This is a genomic window from Streptomyces genisteinicus, assembly GCF_014489615.1.
Lineage (GTDB): Bacteria > Actinomycetota > Actinomycetes > Streptomycetales > Streptomycetaceae > Streptomyces > Streptomyces genisteinicus.
Genome location: NZ_CP060825.1, coordinates 6,978,520 through 6,998,020, shown reverse-complemented (window position 1 = coordinate 6,998,020; position 19,501 = coordinate 6,978,520). Strand labels below are relative to the sequence as shown.

The following is a 19,501-nucleotide window of genomic DNA, read 5'->3' as shown; positions in this document are numbered from 1 at the left end:
ACGTGCGCTCCGTCTCTGCGTGCCGTTGCCGGCGGCGTGGCGCCGGCGCCATGGAGGTGCCCGGGGCGGGCGGGTGCGAGGACACCCGCCCGCCCGGGGCGCGGTGGACCGCCCGCTACGGCTGTTCGCGGTCGTGGAGCGTGCCCACCTCCTCCGCGGTGAGCGCCGTGTCGTAGGCGTGGACCTGGTCGACGGCGCCGTGCCAGAAGTCGACGTCGTTCCCGCCCCACTTGGCGCGTCCCACCGCCAGCGGTCCGGTGCTCACGTCGGCGGGCCCGGCCTCGGCGGTCGCGGCGAGCTTCCCGTCGAGGTAGAGGCGGATCTCGCCGCCCTCCCGGACGCCCACGAGGTGGTACCAGCGGCCGGTCTCGGGCGTGGTCTCGACGCGTGCGCGGTGGGCACCGGGGGTGCTGAAGGCGAAGGCGCCCTGGCCGTACTGGAGGTAGAAGGGGTTCTCCTGGCGGCGTCCGTCCTGGCTGAGCGCGGTCGCGTAGTTGGACGGCACCGAGTCGAGCTTCACCCAGGCGGCGACGGAGTAGTCGCCGGTGGTGTCGAGGACGGGGCCCTCGGTCTGGGCGAACGCGCCCTTGCCGTCGAACGCCAGGCCGCTGCCGCTGACACCGGGCGCCCAGGTGGTGCCTTCGCCGAGGTGCAGGGGAAGGGCGTTCGGGCCCGAGTCCTTCGCGGTGGTGCCCTGTCCCTCGTCGAGGGTCCAGGAGCCGCCGCCCTTCACCGCGTCGCGGTCACCGGCGGCCGCGCCGGCGGCGATGACCTTGCGGTTGATGTCGCGGACCCGTGCGGGGTCGACCTTGATCTCGCGGCGGTCGTAGGTGTACAGACCGTTGAGTTCGTTCTCCAGGTCGGAGATCTGGGTGTAGACCGATCCGGAGAGTTCGGCCCCGGCGGCTTCCAGGTAGAACGTCTCGGTGTTCTCGACGTACTTGCGGGTCAGCGCCTCCTTGTCGGCGACGCCGCTGTAGATCACGGTCGGCGTGCCGGGCCACATGTGGCCGGGGGTGCGCAGGGTGAATCCGCCGTGCTCGCCGTCCATGGCCGCACGGGTGGCGTCCGGGTGGGCCGGGTCGGTGTTGTTGTAGTCGTGGTGGTCGATGATGTCGCCGCGGCCCGAGTCACCCTTCGAGTTGCAGCAGTTGACGCCGCTGTGGGCGTTGACGACACGGGACGGGTCGGCGGCCTTGACCTGGTCGGTGATCCGGCCGGTGGCCTCGCGGTCCCACTCGCCCCAGCCCTCGTTGAAGACGATCCAGCCGATGACGGACGGCGCGTCGTGGTGCTGGCGCATCATCTCGCGGCCCTGGTCGACGAAGGCCTTCTGTCCGGTCTCGTCGCGGAAGTCGCCGGAGACGAAGTCCTGCCAGACCAGCAGTCCGAGCTTGTCGGCGTGGTGGAACCAGCGGGCCGGCTCGACCTTGATGTGCTTGCGGACGGCGTTGAAGCCGAGCTTCTTGTGGGCTTCGAGGTCGAAGGCGAGGGCCTTGTCGCTCGGCGCGGTGTAGAGGCCGTCGGGCCAGAAGCCCTGGTCCAGGGTGGCGAGGGAGAAGACCGGCTTGCCGTTGAGGACCAGCTTCGGGTAGCCGCCGACCTTCTCGACGGCGATCTTGCGCATGCCGAAGTAGCTGTCGACGCTGTCGGAGGACCTGCCGTCGACGAGCTTCACGTCGAGGTCGTAGAGGTACGGGTCGTCCGGGCTCCACAGGCGCTGGCCGGCCACGGGCAGGCGCAGCTCCTTGTTGGCGGGGCCGCTGATCCGGCCGACGACCTTGCCCCTGGCGTCGCGTGCGACGGCTTCGACACGGGCCTTCGCGGACGCGGTGCCGGACTGGACGGTCACCGCGAGGCTGCTGGTGTCGATGTCCGGTGTGGTGACGATGTCGTCGACGGCGACGTCGGCGACCGGCTCCATCCAGACGGTCTGCCAGATGCCGGAGGACTGGGTGTAGAAGATTCCGCCGGGGTTGACGGACTGCTTGCCCATGGGCTGGTTGGCGCCGCCGGTGTCGGTGACGGCGACGACGATCTCCTGGGGTCCGCTGCCCTTGAGGGCGTCGGTGACGTCGGCGGTGAAGGCGTTGTAGCCGCCGGTGTGGTCGGCGACCTGCTTGCCGTTGACGAAGACGCGGGCCCGGTAGTCGACGGCGCCGAAGTTGAGCTTGAGGCGGTTGCCCTTGCCGATCTTCCAGTTCCCGGGGACGTTCACCAGCTTGCGGTAGAACATGTGGTCCTCGTGCCGCTCGATCCCGGAGAGCTGGGACTCGACCGGGAACGGCACGATGATCTTCTCGTCGAGGCTCTTGCCGAAGACGGGCTGCTCGCCCGCCTCGGCGCCGCTGAACTCCCAGGGGCCGTTGAGGTTCTGCCAGGCGGCGCGCACCTGCTGCGGCCGGGGGTACTCGGGGAGCGGCTTCCTGGTGTCGACCTTGTCGCCCCAGGAGGTGGTGAGGCGGTGGGCCGAGGTGTTGCGGGCCGAGCGGACGATCTCGGGCACCGTCTCGCCGCCGGCGGTGAGGCCGCCCTTGCCGTCGTAGGTCACGCGGACGGACTGGTTCTTCTGGATCGGCTCGCCGAGGGTGACCACCAGGGAGTCGCGGTCGCCGCGGGCGGCGGCCACGGACTTCACCGGCATGGCCGTGGTGTCGGCCTCGATCGTCAGGTGCTCGGCCAGGTCCTTGACGCCGGCCACCGCGTTCTCGAACCGCGCCCGCAGGGTGCGGCCGTCCTCGCCGACGGTCAGCTCGACGGGGTAGACCTCGAAGTCGGCGGGCGGCGTGAACGCGGACTCCGGCACGAGCTGCTTCGGAAGCGTGGGCGTGGACCAGCGCAGGAACATGTTGGCGCCGCCGACGTCCTGGAACATCTCCATCCGGAAGTCGACCTTCTGGCCCGCCGTCAGCCGTACCGGCGCACTGGTCTGTTCCCGGTCCCAGTCCCCCACCCAGTGGTCGATGACGGGCTTGCCGTCGATGAAGAGGCGGAAGCCGTTGTCGCCGATGCCGTAGAAGGTGTAGTCGCCGGTGGCCGGGGCCTCGATGCTGCCCGTCCAGCGCGCGGTGGTGTGCTCGGCCGAGCCGGTCAGCGTCTCGAAGGTGGTGGTGAGACCGGGGAAGTTGATCTGCGGGTCGAGCGAGGTGCCGCCGAGCTCGGCGAAGTCACGGGCTCCGGGCGCGGACATGGCGAAGTACTCGCCCTTGAGGCCGTGCACCTCGATGGCGGCCCTCTCGGAGGAGGACGCGGACGCGAAGGTGCCGGCGGACGGCTCGGCGGCCGCGGCGGTGGGCAGCAGGGCGCTCGTGGGCAGCACCAGGGCGGCCGCGGTCAGCAGCGCCCACAGTCTCGTGCGGGAGCGGGTGCGGGTGTGTCGTGGTGTCATCGAGTCTTTCCTCGTACAGAGGGGATCGGGCGGAGGGAATCGGACGGAGCGGACCGGGCCGGACCGAGCGGACCGGAGCCCGGGCGGGCAGGCGGCCGGGCGGGCCGAGGAGCCCGTGGGCACGACGGCTTGGCGCCGCGCGCCCCCGGCGGGGCCGCACCGCCGGGGGCGGGCTACGGACTCCCGCCGAGGGCATGGCACGGCGGGACACCGGTACGGGGGTGCCGGTGTCCGGTGGCCGCCGGACGCCCCGCGGAGCGCACGTTCCGGCGGCAGCCACTCCTGCGATGGCATTCCAACGATGGAAATTTGAGGTGCAGCGGAATGACAGCACGCCTCCCGGCGACTGTCCAGACCCTGCGCACCGACGAGTTGGGACGACCCCCCGAACCGCCACCACCGGGGCAGGACACGGTTTCGTCATGTACGCGAAACGTCCCGCAGAACTCTTGCCGCCCGAGCTCCGGCACCGTTATAACGTTGGAAAGCCGGAGCCGCCGACGCAGTGACGACGGCCTCGCCTCCCGTACGTCGCCGGTCCGGGCGGACGGTTCACGTCTGCCGTGCACCCGGACCGGTGCGCTCCGCCCTCTCCCCTTCCCCGTCAGACCGCACGCCACTCGGCGGTGCTGTCCCCCGCCAAGGAGTGTCCTCAGATGACCCTTCCGCAGAGATCACGCACGTTCGCCGTCGCCTGCGCCCTGGCCGCCGCCACCGCGCTGGCCGTCTCCGGCTGCGCCAAGTCGGAGACCTCGGACAGCGCGGGCGGCGACAGCAGCCAGGCCGCCCAGGCGGCCGAGACCCCGGCGGCGTCCTCGGGCGACGGCTGCACCCTCGAGACCTACGGCGCGCCGAAGCTCGACCTGAAGAACGCCGTCGTCGGCTTCTCCCAGTCGGAGAAGGAGGCCAACCCGTTCCGGATCGCCGAGACCCAGTCCATCAAGGACGAGGCCGCCAAGCTCGGTGTGAAGAAGCTGCTGACCACCAACGCCCAGTCCCAGCTGTCGAAGCAGATCAGCGACATCCAGGACATGCTCTCCCAGGGCGCGCAGTTCCTGATCGTCGCGCCGCTCAACTCGGACGGCCTGGAGCCCGCGTTCCAGGCGGCCGCTGCCAAGAAGGTGCCGGTCCTCACCATCGACCGCAAGGTCAACGCCACCGCCTGCAAGGACTATCTCGCCTTCCTCGGCTCCGACTTCGTGGAGCAGGGCAAGCGCGCGGCCGACGCGATGATCAAGGCCACCGAGGGCAAGGGCAAGGTCGCCATCCTCCTCGGCTCCTCGGGCAACAGCGTGACGACCGACCGGACCAAGGGCTTCGTCGACCAGGTGAAGGCCCAGGCCCCCGGGCTGGAGATCGTCGCCCAGCAGACCGGCGAGTTCGCCCGCGACAAGGGCCAGCAGGTCATGGAGCAGCTCATCCAGTCCAAGCCGGACATCACCGCCGTCTACGCCGAGAACGACGAGATGGCGCTGGGCGCGGTCACCGCGCTGAAGGCGGCGGGCAAGAAGCCCGGCCAGGACATCAAGATCGTCTCCATCGACGGCACCCGCAACGCCGTCCAGGCCCTGGTGAACGGCGAGCTCAACGCCGTCATCGAGTCCAACCCGCGGTTCGGCCCGCTCGCCTTCGCCACGGCCCAGAAGTTCTACTCGGGCGAGAGCATCCCGGAGGACGTCATCATCTCGGACCGCGCCTACGACGAGGCCAACGCCGAGGCGTCCCTCGGCGGAGCCTACTGACGGCTCACCGCACCGGCGTCCGCGCCGGCTGCGAGGAAACACCAGGCGAGCCCGGGCGCACCCCGGCCCGCCGTGCTCCGGGCCGCCGCGGTGCTCTCTTCCCGCGGCGGCCCGGGCCCCACCTTGCACGATCGATTCCGGAAGGCCACGTGAATGGCACCCCCCGAAGCGGCAGCGTCCGCGGCGAGCGGCACCCAGCCGCAGGCCGCGCCGACGGTGCTGGAGGCCCGCGGCGTCGGCAAACGCTTCCCCGGCGTGGTCGCGCTCGACGACGTCTCGTTCTCCCTGCGCGCGGGCGAGACCCACGCGCTCGTCGGCGAGAACGGCGCGGGCAAGTCGACCCTCATCAAGGTTCTCACCGGCGTCTACCGCCCGGACGGCGGCGAGTTGCTGCTGGCGGGCGAGCCGGTGTCCTTCGCCCGTCCCTTCGAGGCCCAGCAGGCGGGCATCTCCACGATCTACCAGGAGGTGAACCTGGTCCCGCTGATGAGCGTCGCGCGCAACATCTTCCTCGGCCGCGAGCCCAGGACCCGCCTGGGCCTGATCGACTTCACCCGCATGCACCGCGAGGCGGCCGCACTGCTGGACGGGTTCGGTGTGACCGTCGACCCGCGCAGGCCGCTGCACACCCTGGGGATCGGCACCCAGCAGATGGTCGCGCTCGCCCGCGCGGTCTCCGTCAAGGCGCAGGTCGTCATCATGGACGAGCCCACCTCGTCCCTCGAACCCCGCGAGGTCGAGACCCTGTTCCGGGTGATCGGCGACCTGCGGCGCAAGAACATCGCCGTGGTGTACGTCAGCCACCGGATGGACGAGCTCTACCGGGTCTGCGAACGGGTCACCGTGCTGCGGGACGGCAAGCACATCCACACCGGCGACCTGGCGGACCTGGACCGGGTGCAGCTCGTGTCGATGATGCTCGGCCGGGAGATCGCCGAGGTGCGCCGGCACGGTGTGACGAGCTTCGGGGAGGAGGGGCACGACATCGCGCGCACGCCCGTGCTCACCGCCGCCGGCCTCTCGCGCCGCCACCAGCTGGACGGCGTCTCCCTCGCCCTCCACCCCGGCGAAGTGCTGGGCCTCGGCGGCCTGCTGGGCTCCGGCCGCAGCGAGACCGCCCGGGCGCTGGCCGGGGCGCTGCCCCTCGACTCGGGAGAGATCGCGGTCGGCGGCGCCCCCGTCGGACGGCTCACCCCGGCCGGCGCGATCCGGGCCGGGATCAGCCTGCTGCCGGAGGACCGCAAGGCGGACGGCATCGTGCCGGGGCTGTCGGTGCGGGAGAACATCGTGCTCGCGGCGATGCCCCGGCTCTCCCGGGCGGGGATCGTCTCCCGGGCGCGGCAGGACCGGGTCGTCGACATCTTCATGAAGCGGCTGCGCATCAAGGCGTCCAGCCCGGAGCAGAAGGTCGGCGAACTCTCCGGCGGCAACCAGCAGAAGGTCCTGCTCGCCCGCTGGCTGTGCCTGGAGCCGAAGGTGCTGCTGCTCGACGAGCCCACCCGCGGCATCGACGTCGGCGCCAAGGCCGAGGTGCAGGCGCTCATCGACGAACTGGCCCAGGAGGGGCTGGCGGTCCTGCTGATCTCCTCCGACATCGAGGAGCTCGTCGAGGGCGCCGACCGGATCGTGGTGCTCCGCAACGGCGCCACGGCCGGCGAGCTGACCGGCGGGCAGGTCGGGGAGCAGTCCCTGCTCGCCGCCCTCGCCGACCACTCCCCCGCCGCGCCCCCGCCCGACGGCACGAACGCCCCCGCCCCGGCAGACGCCCGGGAGGACGCCGCGCCCCCCGGAACCCCCGGCCCCCGCCACGCCACCGCGCCCCCCGGAACCCCCGGCGCCTCCGGTGACCCCGGCGGCACCCCGCATGCCGGAGCCGACGCGGTCGGCGGCACGGCAGCCGCCCCCGACGCGCACACCCCGGCCGGATCCGCGGCCGGCGAGGAGGACCCCCGATGACCACCCAGGCGACCGCGCCCGCGGCGCAGGCACGGCCGGCGTCGCGCCCGAGCCTCCCCGCGTGGCTCCAGGAGTACGGCGTCTACGCGGCGGTCGCCGCGCTGCTGCTCTTCAACGCGGTCTTCACCGACCACTTCCTCACCACCGACAACCTCCGCACCCAGCTCATCCAGGTCGCCCCCATCGTCATCGTGGCGCTGGGCATGGCCCTGGTCATCGGCACCGAGGGAGTGGACCTGTCGGTCGGCTCCGCCATGGCCCTGGCCGCGGCGCTGCTGCCGCTCTACCTCGGCTACGGGCTGGTCCCGGCCCTGCTCGTCGCGCTGCTGGCGGGCGCCGTGGTCGGCGCGGTGAACGGCGCCCTGGTGTCCGTCGTCGGACTGCAACCCATCGTCGCCACCCTCGCGCTGTTCGTCGGCGGGCGCGGCATCGCCCTCGTCATGGCGGACGGCCAGCTCAAGCAGATCGTCAACCCCGACCTGCTCGCCCTCGGCACCGGCAGCGTCCTCGGCGTCCCGCTCGTGGTGGTGATCGCCGCGGCGCTCGCGCTCGCGGTGGCCTTCCTCGTGCACCGGACCACCTTCGGCCGCCAGATCGTCGCCATCGGCGGCAACCGGTCGGCGGCGGCCCTGGCCGGACTGCCCGTCAAGCGCGTCCTGACCGGTGTCTACGTCCTGTGCGGTGTGCTGGCCGCGCTGGCGGGCATCCTCGCCACCGCCCGGCTCACCGCCAGCGACCCCTCGTCCCTGGGCAATCTGATGGAGCTCTCCGCGATCACCGCCGTGGTCGTGGGCGGGACCCCGCTCAGCGGGGGCTCGGTGCGGGTGCTGGGCACCGTCGCCGGAGCGCTGCTGATGCAGCTTCTGCGGGCGACGCTCGTCAAGCACGACCTGCCCGACTCCACCGCCCAGATGGCCCAGGCCGCCATCATCATCGCCGCCGTCTACGTCGCACGGGAGCGCCGATCCCGATGAAACTCTCCTCGTCCCTCGCCGCCTCCCCGGCGGCCGGCTCCGCGCCCCCCTCCCCCGAGAACGCCGACGCCCACGGCGCCCGGCCCTCGGGCCGGGAGCGGATCGCCGAACTGGTGCAGCGCCAGGGCGTGCTCGCGGTGCTGCTGCTGGTGATCGTGATCGCGTCCTTCGTCTACCCGACCTTCGCCACCCTCGACAACGCCCGCGGTGTGACCGTCCAGGCATCGTTCCTGGCCATCGTGGCGCTGGGCATGACGCTGGTGATCATCACCGGCGGGATCGACCTCTCCGTCGGCTCGGTCTTCGCCCTCGGCGGGGTGCTCGCCGCCTGGGCCTCCCAGTGGGGCGTCCTGCCGGCGCTGCTGGTGCCGCTCGTGGTCTGCGGCGGCATCGGGCTGATCAACGGACTGCTGATCGCCCGGGCCGGCATGGCCCCGTTCATCGTCACGCTCGCCTCCCTGCTGGGGGCCCGCGGACTGCTGCTCGCCCTGACCGACGAGGGCGCCACCACCTATCTGGTGCCCAAGGGGTCGTTCTTCGCCGAGCTCGGGCAGGGCAGCGTCTGGGGCTTCGGGTACCCGATCCTGATCGCGCTGGCGCTGTTCGGAGCGGGCGGTCTGGTGCTCCAGCGGACCTCCTTCGGGCAGACGCTGTTCGCCGTCGGCGGCAGCAGCGACGCCGCGACCCTCATGGGACTGCCGGTGGCCCGCGCCAAGATCATGGTGTACCTGCTCAGCGGGCTGCTGGCCGGTCTGGCCGGCGCGGTGAACGCGGCACGCCTGTCCTCCGGCGTCACCATCATCGGCGCGGGCATGGAGCTCGACGCGATCGCCGCCGTGGTCATCGGAGGCACCCTGCTGGTCGGCGGCGCCGGGTCCGTCAGCGGCACCCTGTGGGGAGTGCTGCTGCTCGCGGTCATCCAGAACCTCATCAACCAGATCGGCTCGCTGAACTCCTCCTACCAGTCGGTCGTCAGCGGCGGGTTCCTTATCCTCGTCGTGGTCGCCCAGCGGTATCTGGCGCGAAGCCGAAGAACAGCGTGAACCCGCCGGGGCTCCGCGCGGCCGCCCGGCCGCCGGGGCCGCGGCCGTCACCGTCCCGGCAGGCGCCGGGCCCCAGCCGGCCGGGCCGACCGGACCGAGCATGTCGAGCAAGAGGAGTGCCGTGGGCGTCAGCCTGAAGGACGTCGCGCAGCGGGCAGGCGTGTCGATCAAGACCGTGTCGAACGTGGTGAACAACTACCCCCACGTCACACCGCAGATGCGCGCCCGGGTGCAGCAGGCGATCGACGAACTCGGTTACCGCCCGAACCTCACCGCACGTCATCTGCGCAAGGGGCGGACCGGCATCATCGCCTTCGCCGTGCCCGAGCTCGGCAACCCGTACTTCGCCGAACTGGCGGGGGCCGTCATCGACGCGGCCGCCGCGCACGACTACACGGTGCTGGTCGACCACACCGCCGGGCTGCGCGAACGGGAGCTGCTGGTCAGTCAGGAGTTCCGTTCGCATGTGATCGACGGCCTGATCCTCAGCCCGATCCATCTGGAGAACGAGGACCTGCTCGCCCGGCAGGAGACCTCGCCGCTGGTCCTGCTCGGCGAGCGGGAGTACGAGGCTCCCTACGACCAGATCGCCATCGACAACGTGGCCGCGGCCCGCACCGCCGTCCGCCATCTGCTGGACCTCGGACGGCGCCGGATCGCGTTCCTCGGCTCCCGCACCAGCCGGGAGCGCCAGCCCGCCCATCTGCGGCTGCGGGGCTGGCGGGAGGAGCTCGCCGCGGCGGGGCTGGAGCCGGACGAGAGCCTGGTCGTCGCGACCGACGGCTACGGCCGGGGCGACGGCGCGGCGGCGATGGCGGCCCTGCTGGACCGCGGCGAGCGCCCGGACGCGGTCTTCGCGTACAACGACCTGATCGCCCTCGGCGCCATGCGCACCCTGGTCGAGCGGGGGCTCGACGTGCCGCGGGACATCGCCGTGGTCGGCTTCGACGACATCGACGAGAGCCGCTACGGAGCCGTCACCCTCACCACCGTGTCGCCCGACAAGGCGGCCATCGCCCGACTGGCCGTCGACCGGATCGTCGAACGGCTGGGCGGCGGGCAGGTGTCCCAGCCGCAGCGGATCCGGCCCGGGTACCGCCTCATCGTCCGGGAGTCGACCCGCACCGGCCGGACCGGCCCCTGAGCACGGTCGCCGCCGGGCCCCGCGCCCGGTCCCCGGGCCCTCCCGCTGTCCTGTGAAAGCCCTTTCCCCCCGAGGAATGATCATGTCCCGACCCACCGCCCAGCAGCGCCCGTTCGGCACCTCCCCGAGCGGCGAGGACGTCGCACTGTGGCGCCTGGAATCCGGCGGCGGCGTGCACGCCGAGATCCTCACCTACGGCGCCGTGCTGCACTCCCTCGGCGTCCCCGACACGGACGGCGACGTCCGGTCCGTGGTCGTGGGCCTGCCGTCCGCCGACGCCTACGACAAGGCCGGCGGCTACTTCGGAGCCGTCGTCGGCCGCTACGCCAACCGCATCGCCGACGGCCGGCTCACCCTCGACGGGACGACGTACGAACTCCCGCTCAACGACCGCGGCCACACCCTCCACGGCGGCCCGGAGGGCTTCCACACCAAGGTGTGGGAGGCGGCGGCCGGCTCCGGGGAGGACACGGCGTGGGTGCGCCTGTCGCTGCGCAGCCCGGACGGGGACATGGGCTTCCCGGGCACACTGGACGTCTGTGTCACCTACACCCTCGACGCCGCGGGCACCCTGTCGTGCGCGTTCACGGCGGCGGCGGACCGGACGACGGTGGTGAACCTGTGCAACCACTCCTACTTCAACCTCGCGGGCGGCGGCGACGTCCTCGGCCACACGCTCCAGGTGGACGCCCCCGCCTATCTCCCGGTCGACGCGTCGAGCATCCCGCTCGCCGGAGCTCCGGCCGGTGTGGCCGGCACCGCGTTCGACCTGACCTCCCCCAAGCTCCTCGGGGAGCGGGTGGGCGCGGCGGACGAGCAGGTCCGCCGGGCCGGGGGCTTCGACCACTGCTGGGTCCTGGCCGGTGCGGAGGGCGACGGCCTGCGCCGTGCGGCCCGTCTCGCCGCGCCGGGGGACGCACGCGTCATGGAGGTGTGGACGACGGAGCCGGGGGTGCAGGTCTTCACCGCCAACCATCTCGACGGCGCCCTGGAGGACGTGGCGGGCCGCCCGCTGGAACGCCACGCCGCGGTCTGCCTGGAGACGCAGCACTTCCCCGACGCGCCCAACCGGCCGGAGTACCCGAGCGCGGTGCTGCGCGGCGGCGACACCCTCCGCAGCCGCACCGAGTTCCGCTTCCCGCACCTCGGCGGGCGCACGGACTGACCCGGACCGCCCGCGGGAGGGGGCGGACGGCCGGCCGGCCGCCCCCTCCCGCGGTCCGCCCCGTCAGGCGAACTGGCCCACCCGGTACTCCCCTCCGGTCTGCCCCAGGATCACGTTCAGCCGGTTGAAGGAGTTGATCACGGCGATCAGGGAGACCAGCGCGAGCAGCTGGTCCCGGTCATAGTGCCGGGCCGCCGCCTCCCACACCTCGTCCGGGACGCCGCCCGCCGCGTCGGCGATCCGGGTGCCCTGCTCCGTGAGCTCCAGCGCGGCGCGCTCGGCCCCGGTGAACACGGTGGCCTCCCGCCAGGCGGCGATCAGGTTCAGGCGCAGCGCGCTCTCGCCGGCCGCCGCCGCCTCCTTGGTGTGGATGTCGAGGCAGAGGCCGCACCCGTTGATCTGGCTGGCGCGGATCTTCACCAGTTCCTGCACCTCCAGGGGGAGCGCGGAGTCGGAGAGCGCCTTGCCGGCCGAGACGAGGTGCTTCAGGAACGTTCCGGCGAGCGGGCTGCCGAAGAGGTTCGGTCGGGCGTCCACGGTGGGTCCTTCCGTCGCGGTTGCTGTGTCACCTCTTCGACGGAGCGGAGCGGACCGGTGTGACGGGTGCGCGTGTGACCCGCGTCTCCCTGCGCGGACGCCTCCCGGTCAGCCGGCGGCAGGGGGCTCCAGGACGAGCCGGATCTCGGTGACCTCGTAGCCCGCGCGGTCGAAGGCGGCCGCCATCGGGACGTTCACGGTGTCGGTGGTCGCGGTGACGCGGTCGGCGCCCGCGGCCGCGTGGAAGCGGGTGATCTCGGCGAGGATCTCGTCGATCAGCCCCTGACCGCGGTGCTCCGGGACGACGCCCAGATAGCCGACGTTGCGGTGGTAGGGGGTCGCGGAGGGCACGGCGAGGCCGGCCAGGCCGCCGTCCGGGAGGTGGGCCAGGCGCCACCAGGACCGCTCGCCGGGGCAGTCGAGGTAGAAGTCCATGTCGGCCCGGGCCACCTCGCGGGCGTCCGCCGTGCGGAGTTCGCTGCGGGTGTGGAGGTCCAGGCTCCCCTCGGAGAGGCGGACGAACGCCTCCAGGAACTCCTCGTCCGTGCCGTCCCGGAAGGTCAGCCGGCGCGGCGGCGCGGGCAGCGGGGCGGCCGGGGTCCACTCGTAGCGCAGCCGCTCGATGACGTTGCCCAGCCCTGCGCGTGCGCCCGCCTCGCGGCGCCACTCCACGGCGGCGGCGAGCGGCGCGTCGTCGCGCCATCCGCGCGGCAGGGAGGCGTTGTAGACGGGGACGGTGCCGAACGCCGCGTGCCCCGCGGCCAGCAGCCCCGCCGCCACGCCCGCCGGGTCGGCCGTCTCCGGGGCGATCCGGAGGCAGTCGAGGGCGATGGGCCGCTCGCTGTCGGCCCGTCCCCACCACAGGGCGCGGCCCACGACCCGCCCGTCGCCGTCCTCGGCGAACCAGGTCCACTCGGGTCTGAACCGGTGGGCGTCGAGCTCTTCGCGGATCTTCTCGGCACCGAGCGCGGGCACGGGGTCGCCGGGGCCGGGGTCGGTGAGGGCGCGGTCGAGGTCTGTCGGGTCCGCTGTGGCGGGTCGAAATCGCATGGGCGCATGATCACATCGGGCGCACCGCTGCCACCAGGTGTTTTCCCGCGTGCCGCACCCGGCGGCCGCGGGGCCGTCCCCGCCGGCGGACCCCCGGCCCGGGGTCCCGGCCCGGGGTCCCGGCTCCACGGGACACCGCCCGCCCGCACAGCCGCCCCGGCGGCAGGCGTCCCCGGACGTCCAGGCGGCGGCAGGCGCCCGGGGGCGGTCCAGGCAACGGCAGGCACCCCGGGGACGTCCGGCCGCTCGGGAATCCCCGCGGCGCCGGGGCGTTGGAATGAAGGTGAGCACCGTGATCGGAACCGCCCGCCTGTCCGTCCTCGACCGCTCCCGCACCCGTGAGGGCGCGGACCCCGCCGGGGCGCTCCGCGACACCGTGCGCCTGGCCCGCGAGGCGGAGGCGCTCGGCTACCACCGTTTCTGGGTGTCGGAGCACCACGGCGTGCCCGGGGTCGCCGGCTCCGCGCCGACGGTGCTGGCCGCGGCGGTCGCGGCGGCCACCTCGCGCATCCGGGTCGGGACGGGCGGCGTGATGCTCCCCAACCACCGCCCGCTGGTGGTGGCCGAGCAGTTCGGGGTGCTGGAGTCGCTCTTCCCCGGGCGGATCGACATGGGCCTCGGCCGCTCGGTCGGCTTCACCGACGGCATCCGCCGGGCGCTCGGGCACGAGAAGAAGGACGCGGACGGGTTCGCCGGGCAACTGGACGAGCTGCTGGGCTGGTTCACCGGCGCGCCGGAGGAGCACCCCGGGGTCCACGCGTACCCCGCGGAGGGGCTGCGGGTGCCCCCGTTCGTGCTGGCGACCGGTGAGGGCGCGGCGGTCGCCGCGCGGGCCGGGCTGCCGCTGGTGATCGGAGATCTGCGCGGACGGGACCGGCTGCTGGCTGCGGTGGACGCCTACCGGGAGGGCTTCCGGCCCTCGGCGTGGGCCGAGCGGCCGTACGTCGTGGTCGCGGGCACGGTGGTGGTGGCCGGGACCGAGGCGGCGGCGCGGCGGCTGCTGGTGCCGGAGGCCTGGTCGATGGCGCACTCCCGCACCCACGGCGTCTTCCCGCCGCTGCTGCCGCCCGAGCGGGTGGCGGCGCTCACCATGACCGCACGGGAGCGCGATCTGTACGAGTCGGGGCTGCGCGGTCATGTCGCGGGCACGGCGGAGCAGGTGGCGCACGAGCTGTCGGCGGTCGTCGCGGAGAGCGGGGCGGACGAGGTGCTGGTGACCACGAGCACCTACGAGCGCGACGCGCTGCTCGACTCGCTGCGCCGGCTGGCCGCGCTGGCCGGCCTCACGCCCCTGACCAGCGCGGACGCGTAGGGTGACCCTCCATGGACAGCCCTCACGACCGCTTTGTGCGGGTCCGCGGCGCCCGTGAGCACAATCTGCGCGGCGTCGACGTCGACATTCCCCGTGACGCGCTCGTCGTGTTCACCGGCATCTCCGGGTCGGGGAAGTCCTCGCTCGCCTTCGGCACGGTCTACGCGGAGGCGCAGCGGCGCTACTTCGAGTCGGTCGCCCCGTACGCGCGCCGGCTGATCCACCAGGTCGGGGCCCCGGCGGTGGGCGGGATCAGCGGACTGCCGCCCGCCGTCTCGCTGGAGCAGCGCCGCTCCGCGCCAAGCTCGCGCTCGTCGGTCGGCACGGTCACCACGCTCTCCAACTCGCTGCGCATGCTGTACTCGCGGGCGGGCGACTACCCCGAGGGCGCGCCGCGGCTGGACTCGGACGCGTTCTCGCCGAACACCGCGGCCGGCGCCTGCCGGCGCTGCCACGGTCTCGGCCGGGTGCACGGCACGTCGGAGGAGCTGCTGGTCCCCGATCCCTCGCTGTCGATCCGCGAGGGCGCCATCGCGGCGTGGCCGGGCGCGTGGCAGGGCAAGAACCTGCGCGACGTGCTGGACGCCCTGGGGTACGACGTGGACCGCCCGTGGCGCGAACTCCCGGCGAAGGACCGGGAGTGGATCCTGTTCACCGACGAGCGGCCGGTGGTCACGGTGCACCCGGTGCGGGAGGCGGGCCGGATCCAGCGGCCCTACGAGGGCACGTACACCGGTGCCCGGCGGCATGTGCTGCACACGTTCGCCGATTCCAGGAGCACGGCGCTGCGCGCCAGGGCCGAACGGTTCCTCACCAGCGAGCCGTGCCCGGTCTGCGGCGGCGGACGGCTGCGCCCCGAGGCGCTGGCCGTGACCTTCGCCGGCCGGACGATCGCCGAGGCGGCGGCGATGCCGCTGACCGAGCTGGCCGCCCTGCTGCGCGCCGCGCCGGGCGGCCCCGAGGGCACGCCCGCCGGCCCGGACGCGGGGGCGGGCGGGGCCGGTGTGCCCCGCGGCGGCGGCACGGCGTCGCGCGGCCGCGGCGGACCCGCCGCCGGCAGCGGGACGACCGCCGCCGTCCTCACCGCCGACCTGCTGGCCCGCATCACCACGGTGACCGAGCTGGGGCTCGGCTACCTCAGCCTCGACCGGCCGACGCCGACCCTCTCCAGCGGGGAGCTCCAGCGGCTGCGGCTCGCCACCCAGCTGCGGTCCGGTCTCTTCGGGGTGGTCTACGTGCTCGACGAGCCGTCGGCGGGCCTCCACCCGGCCGACACCGAGGCGCTGCTGGTCGTGCTGGAGCGGCTGAAGGCGGGCGGCAACTCGGTCTTCGTCGTCGAGCACCAGCTGGAGGTGGTCCGGCGGGCCGACTGGCTGGTGGACGTGGGGCCGCTGGCGGGTGAGCACGGCGGGCGGGTGCTGTACAGCGGGCCGCCCGACGGGCTGGCCGGTGTGCCCGGGTCGCAGACCCGGCGGTTCCTCTTCCCGCGGGAGGCCGTCCCGGCGGGCGCGCCCCGCGAGCCGTCCGGCACGGTACGGCTCGGGCCCGTCACCCGTCACAATCTGCGCGGGCTGACGACCCGGCTGCCGCTGGGCGTGCTCACGGCGGTCACCGGGGTGTCGGGGTCGGGCAAGTCGACGCTGGTCGGCGCCGTCGACGCCGGACTGCCGGGTGTGGAGGGGCTGGTGACGGTCGATCAGAAGCCGATCGGGCGTACTCCCCGCTCCAATCTCGCGACCTACACCGGGCTGTTCGACGTGGTGCGCAGGCTGTTCGCCGCCACCGACGACGCGCGGGCACGCGGCTGGAAGGCCGGACGCTTCTCGTTCAACACCAAGGGCGGCCGGTGCGAGACCTGTCAGGGCGAGGGCTTCGTCTCGGTGGAGCTGCTCTTCCTGCCGACCACGTACGCCCCCTGCCCGGACTGCGGCGGCGCCCGGTACAACCCGGCCACGCTGGAGGTCCGGCTGCGGGGGCTGACGATCGCGGACGTCCTCGGGCTGACGGTGGAGTCCGCGGCGGAGTTCTTCGCCGGCGACCGGGCCGCCTCGCGGAGTCTCGCGGCCCTGCTGGACGTCGGTCTCGGCTATCTGCGCCTCGGGCAGCCGGCGACCGAGCTGTCCGGCGGCGAGGCGCAGCGGATCAAGCTGGCGAGCGAGCTGCAGCGCGAGCGCGGCAGCCACACCCTGTACGTGCTGGACGAGCCGACGACCGGGCTGCATCCGGCCGATGTGGAGGTGCTGATGCGCCAGTTGCGGGGGCTCGTCGACGCGGGGCACACGGTGGTCGTCGTCGAGCACGACATGGACGTGGCCGCCCGCGCGGACTGGGTGATCGACATGGGGCCGGGCGGCGGGGACGAGGGCGGCCGGGTGGTGGCCGCGGGCCCGCCCGCCGAGGTCGCCCGCACGACGCCCGGCCCCACCGGTCCGTATCTCGCCCGGGCCCTCGGCGCCCCGTGACGCGGCCGGCCCGCGCGCGGACCGGCCGCCGGCGGGCAGGTGTCAGCGCCGGGATTTGCGGGCCGCCCGCAGCCACTCCCGGTTCATCGCGGTGATCGACGGCAGCGGGATGCCCTTCGGGCAGGCGGTGGCGCACTCCCCGGTCAGGGTGCAGCCGCCGAAGCCCTCGTCGTCCATGGTGGCCACCATGTCGAGGACCCGGGTCTCGCGTTCCGGCGCGCCCTGCGGCAGGACGTTCAGGTGGTTGACCTTGGCCGAGGTGAAGAGCATGGCCGAACCGTTGGGGCAGGCCGCCACGCACGCGCCGCAGCCGATGCACTCGGCGTGCTCGAAGGCGGAGTCGGCGTCCGGCTTGGGCACGGGGGTGGCGTGCGCCTCGGGCGCCGATCCGGTGGGGGCGCTGATGTAGCCGCCGGCCTGGATGATCCGGTCGAAGGCGGAGCGGTCGACCACCAGGTCCTTGACGACGGGGAAGGCGGACGCCCGCCACGGTTCGACGTCGATGGTGTCGCCGTCGCGGAAGGAGCGCATGTGGAGCTGGCAGGTGGTGGTGCGCTCGGGGCCGTGGGCGTCGCCGTTGATGACCAGTGAGCAGGCGCCGCAGATGCCTTCGCGGCAGTCGTGGTCGAAGGCGACGGGGTCCTCGCCGCGCAGGATGAGGTCCTCGTTGAGGGTGTCGAGCATCTCCAGGAAGGACATGTCCGACGAGATGCCGTCGACCTCGTAGGTCGCCATGGTGCCGGTGGCGTCGGCGTTCTTCTGGCGCCAGACGCGCAGGGTGAGCTTCATGCGTAGCTCCGCTGAGTGGGGTGGACGTACTCGAAGACGAGGTCTTCCTTGTGCAGGACGGGGGCGCCGCTGCCGGTGGACTCCCAGGCGGCGACGTAGGCGAAGGCGTCGTCGTCGCGGGCGGCCTCGCCGTCGGGGGTCTGCGACTCCTCCCGGAAGTGGCCGCCGCAGGACTCGGCGCGGTGCAGGGCGTCGAGGCACATGAGCTCGGCGAGCTCCAGGTAGTCGACGATCCGGTTGGCCTTCTCCAGCGACTGGTTGAACTCCTCGCCGGTTCCCGGCACCTTGATGCGGCGCCAGAACTCCTCGCGGATCTGCGGGATCCGCTCCAGGGCCTTGCGCAGGCCCTCCTCGGTGCGGGCCATCCCGCAGTGCTCCCACATCACCTCGCCGATCTCGCGGTGGAAGGAGTCGGGGGTGCGGTCGCCGTCGGCGCCCAGCAGCGCCTCCAGCCGTGCCTCGGTCTCGGCGACCGCCGCGGTGACGGCGGGGTGCGCGTCGTCGACGGGGTCGAAGCCGCCGCGTGCGAGGTAGTCGTTGATCGTCGACGGCAGGACGAAGTAGCCGTCGGCGAGGCCCTGCATCAGGGCGGAGGCGCCGAGCCGGTTGGCGCCGTGGTCGGAGAAGTTGGCCTCGCCGATGGCGAACAGGCCGGGGACGGTGGTCTGGAGGTCGTAGTCGACCCACAGCCCGCCCATCGTGTAGTGCACGGCCGGGTAGATCCGCATCGGGACCTCGTACGGGTCCTCCGCGGTGATCCGCTCGTACATGTCGAAGAGGTTGCCGTACTTCTCGGCCACCTTCTCCCGGCCCATCCGGCGGATCGCGTCGGCGAAGTCGAGGTAGACGCCCTGCCCGCCGGGGCCGACGCCGCGTCCCTCGTCGCAGACGTTCTTCGCCGCGCGGGAGGCGATGTCGCGGGGCACCAGGTTGCCGAAGGAGGGGTAGATCCGCTCCAGGTAGTAGTCGCGCTCGTCCTCGGGGATCCCGGCCGGCGGCCGGTCGTCGCCGTGCGCCTTCGGCACCCAGATGCGGCCGTCGTTGCGCAGCGACTCGCTCATCAGGGTCAGCTTGGACTGGTGGTCTCCGGTGCGCGGGATGCAGGTGGGGTGGATCTGGGTGAAGCACGGGTTGGCGAAGTACGCGCCGCGCCGGTGGGCGCGCCACACCGCGGTCGCGTTGGAGTTCATCGCGTTCGTCGACAGGTAGAAGACGTTGCCGTAGCCGCCGGTGGCGAGGACGACGGCGTCGGCGGTGTACGTGGAGATCTCGCCGGTCACCAGGTCGCGGGCGACGATCCCGCGGGCGCGGCCGCCGGCCACGACGAGGTCCAGCATCTCGGTGCGGGCGTGCAGGGTGACGCTGCCGGCGGCGATCTGCCGGGAGAGCGCCTGGTAGGCGCCGAGGAGGAGCTGCTGGCCCGTCTGGCCGCGGGCGTAGAAGGTGCGGGAGACCTGGACGCCGCCGAAGGAGCGGGTGTCGAGCAGACCGCCGTACTCCCGGGCGAACGGCACGCCCTGGGCCACGCACTGGTCGATGATCTCGACGGAGATCTGCGCGAGGCGGTGCACGTTGGACTCGCGGGCCCGGAAGTCGCCGCCCTTGACGGTGTCGTAGAACAGCCGGTGGATCGAGTCGCCGTCGTTGCGGTAGTTCTTGGCGGCGTTGATGCCGCCCTGCGCGGCGATGGAGTGGGCGCGGCGCGGCGAGTCCTGGTAGCAGAACTGCTCGACGTGGTAGCCCTGTTCGGCGAGGGTGGCGCCCGCGGCGCCGCCGGCGAGGCCGGTGCCGACGACGATCACGGTGTGCTTGCGCCGGTTGGCCGGGTTGACGAGTTTCGCCTCGAAGCGCCGGGTGTCCCAGCGTTCGGCGACGGGCCCGGCGGGTGCGCGGGTGTCGGCGAGGGGTTCGCCGGTCGTGTAGTCGAGGTAGCTCATGT

Annotated in this window: 13 protein-coding genes; 8 read left to right on the top strand and 5 right to left on the bottom strand. The window is 73.2% G+C overall.

The window, feature by feature from the left end; genetic code table 11:
- Positions 1-115: 115 nt before the first annotated feature.
- Complete coding sequence (locus IAG43_RS29965; protein WP_187743790.1) at positions 116-3,388, bottom strand: LamG-like jellyroll fold domain-containing protein; 3,273 nt, start codon at positions 3,386-3,388, stop codon at positions 116-118.
- A gap of 656 nt (positions 3,389-4,044) precedes the next feature.
- On the opposite strand from IAG43_RS29965, the gene IAG43_RS29960 reads away from it, so the two are divergent.
- The 6 genes from IAG43_RS29960 to IAG43_RS29935 all read left to right on the top strand — a co-directional run bounded on the left by IAG43_RS29960 (position 4,045) and on the right by IAG43_RS29935 (position 11,412).
- The gene (locus tag IAG43_RS29960) at positions 4,045-5,130 is read left to right on the top strand and encodes an ABC transporter substrate-binding protein (protein WP_187743789.1); all 1,086 of its coding nucleotides are present in this window, start codon (positions 4,045-4,047) and stop codon (positions 5,128-5,130) included.
- A 153-nt stretch (positions 5,131-5,283) separates the two neighbouring features.
- Positions 5,284-7,086 (top strand): sugar ABC transporter ATP-binding protein, encoded by a 1,803-nt coding sequence (locus tag IAG43_RS29955; RefSeq protein WP_187743788.1) that lies wholly within the window; start codon positions 5,284-5,286, stop codon positions 7,084-7,086.
- Complete coding sequence (locus IAG43_RS29950) at positions 7,083-8,060, top strand: ABC transporter permease (RefSeq protein WP_187743787.1); 978 nt, start codon at positions 7,083-7,085, stop codon at positions 8,058-8,060. Before IAG43_RS29955 ends, IAG43_RS29950 begins: the two co-directional genes overlap by 4 nt.
- Complete coding sequence (locus tag IAG43_RS29945) at positions 8,057-9,103, top strand: ABC transporter permease (RefSeq protein WP_246574618.1); 1,047 nt, start codon at positions 8,057-8,059, stop codon at positions 9,101-9,103. Before IAG43_RS29950 ends, IAG43_RS29945 begins: the two co-directional genes overlap by 4 nt.
- A 121-nt stretch (positions 9,104-9,224) precedes the next feature.
- On the top strand, positions 9,225-10,247 hold the full coding sequence (locus IAG43_RS29940) for a LacI family DNA-binding transcriptional regulator (protein WP_187743786.1): 1,023 nt from the start codon (positions 9,225-9,227) through the stop codon (positions 10,245-10,247).
- An 82-nt stretch (positions 10,248-10,329) separates the two neighbouring features.
- Positions 10,330-11,412, top strand: a complete 1,083-nt coding sequence (locus tag IAG43_RS29935; RefSeq protein WP_187743785.1) for an aldose epimerase family protein — start codon at positions 10,330-10,332, stop codon at positions 11,410-11,412.
- Between the two features lie 63 nt (positions 11,413-11,475).
- Here IAG43_RS29935 and IAG43_RS29930 read toward each other — a convergent pair whose 3' ends face one another.
- Positions 11,476-11,949 (bottom strand): carboxymuconolactone decarboxylase family protein, encoded by a 474-nt coding sequence (locus IAG43_RS29930; RefSeq protein ID WP_187743784.1) that lies wholly within the window; start codon positions 11,947-11,949, stop codon positions 11,476-11,478.
- A 108-nt stretch (positions 11,950-12,057) separates the two neighbouring features.
- Positions 12,058-12,999: a GNAT family N-acetyltransferase gene (locus IAG43_RS29925; RefSeq protein ID WP_187743783.1), complete on the bottom strand. Its 942-nt coding sequence runs from the start codon at positions 12,997-12,999 to the stop codon at positions 12,058-12,060.
- A gap of 277 nt (positions 13,000-13,276) precedes the next feature.
- Here IAG43_RS29925 and IAG43_RS29920 point away from each other — a divergent pair, with 277 nt between their 5' ends.
- Positions 13,277-14,311 carry an MsnO8 family LLM class oxidoreductase gene (locus IAG43_RS29920; protein WP_187743782.1) on the top strand — a complete coding sequence of 345 codons (1,035 nt, stop codon included), beginning with the start codon at positions 13,277-13,279 and terminating at the stop codon, positions 14,309-14,311.
- Positions 14,312-14,322: 11 nt separating this feature from the next.
- A complete protein-coding gene (locus tag IAG43_RS29915) occupies positions 14,323-16,773 on the top strand; it encodes an ATP-binding cassette domain-containing protein (RefSeq protein ID WP_187743781.1) in 2,451 nt (816 codons plus the stop codon).
- A 42-nt stretch (positions 16,774-16,815) separates the two neighbouring features.
- On the opposite strand, the gene IAG43_RS29910 is transcribed toward IAG43_RS29915, so the two are convergent.
- Together IAG43_RS29910 and IAG43_RS29905 are read right to left on the bottom strand one after the other, a co-directional pair.
- Positions 16,816-17,562, bottom strand: coding sequence for a succinate dehydrogenase/fumarate reductase iron-sulfur subunit (locus IAG43_RS29910; RefSeq protein ID WP_187743780.1), 747 nt, complete (start codon positions 17,560-17,562; stop codon positions 16,816-16,818).
- Complete coding sequence (locus tag IAG43_RS29905) at positions 17,559-19,499, bottom strand: fumarate reductase/succinate dehydrogenase flavoprotein subunit (protein ID WP_187743779.1); 1,941 nt, start codon at positions 19,497-19,499, stop codon at positions 17,559-17,561. Before IAG43_RS29905 ends, IAG43_RS29910 begins: the two co-directional genes overlap by 4 nt.
- Positions 19,500-19,501 lie beyond the last annotated feature (2 nt).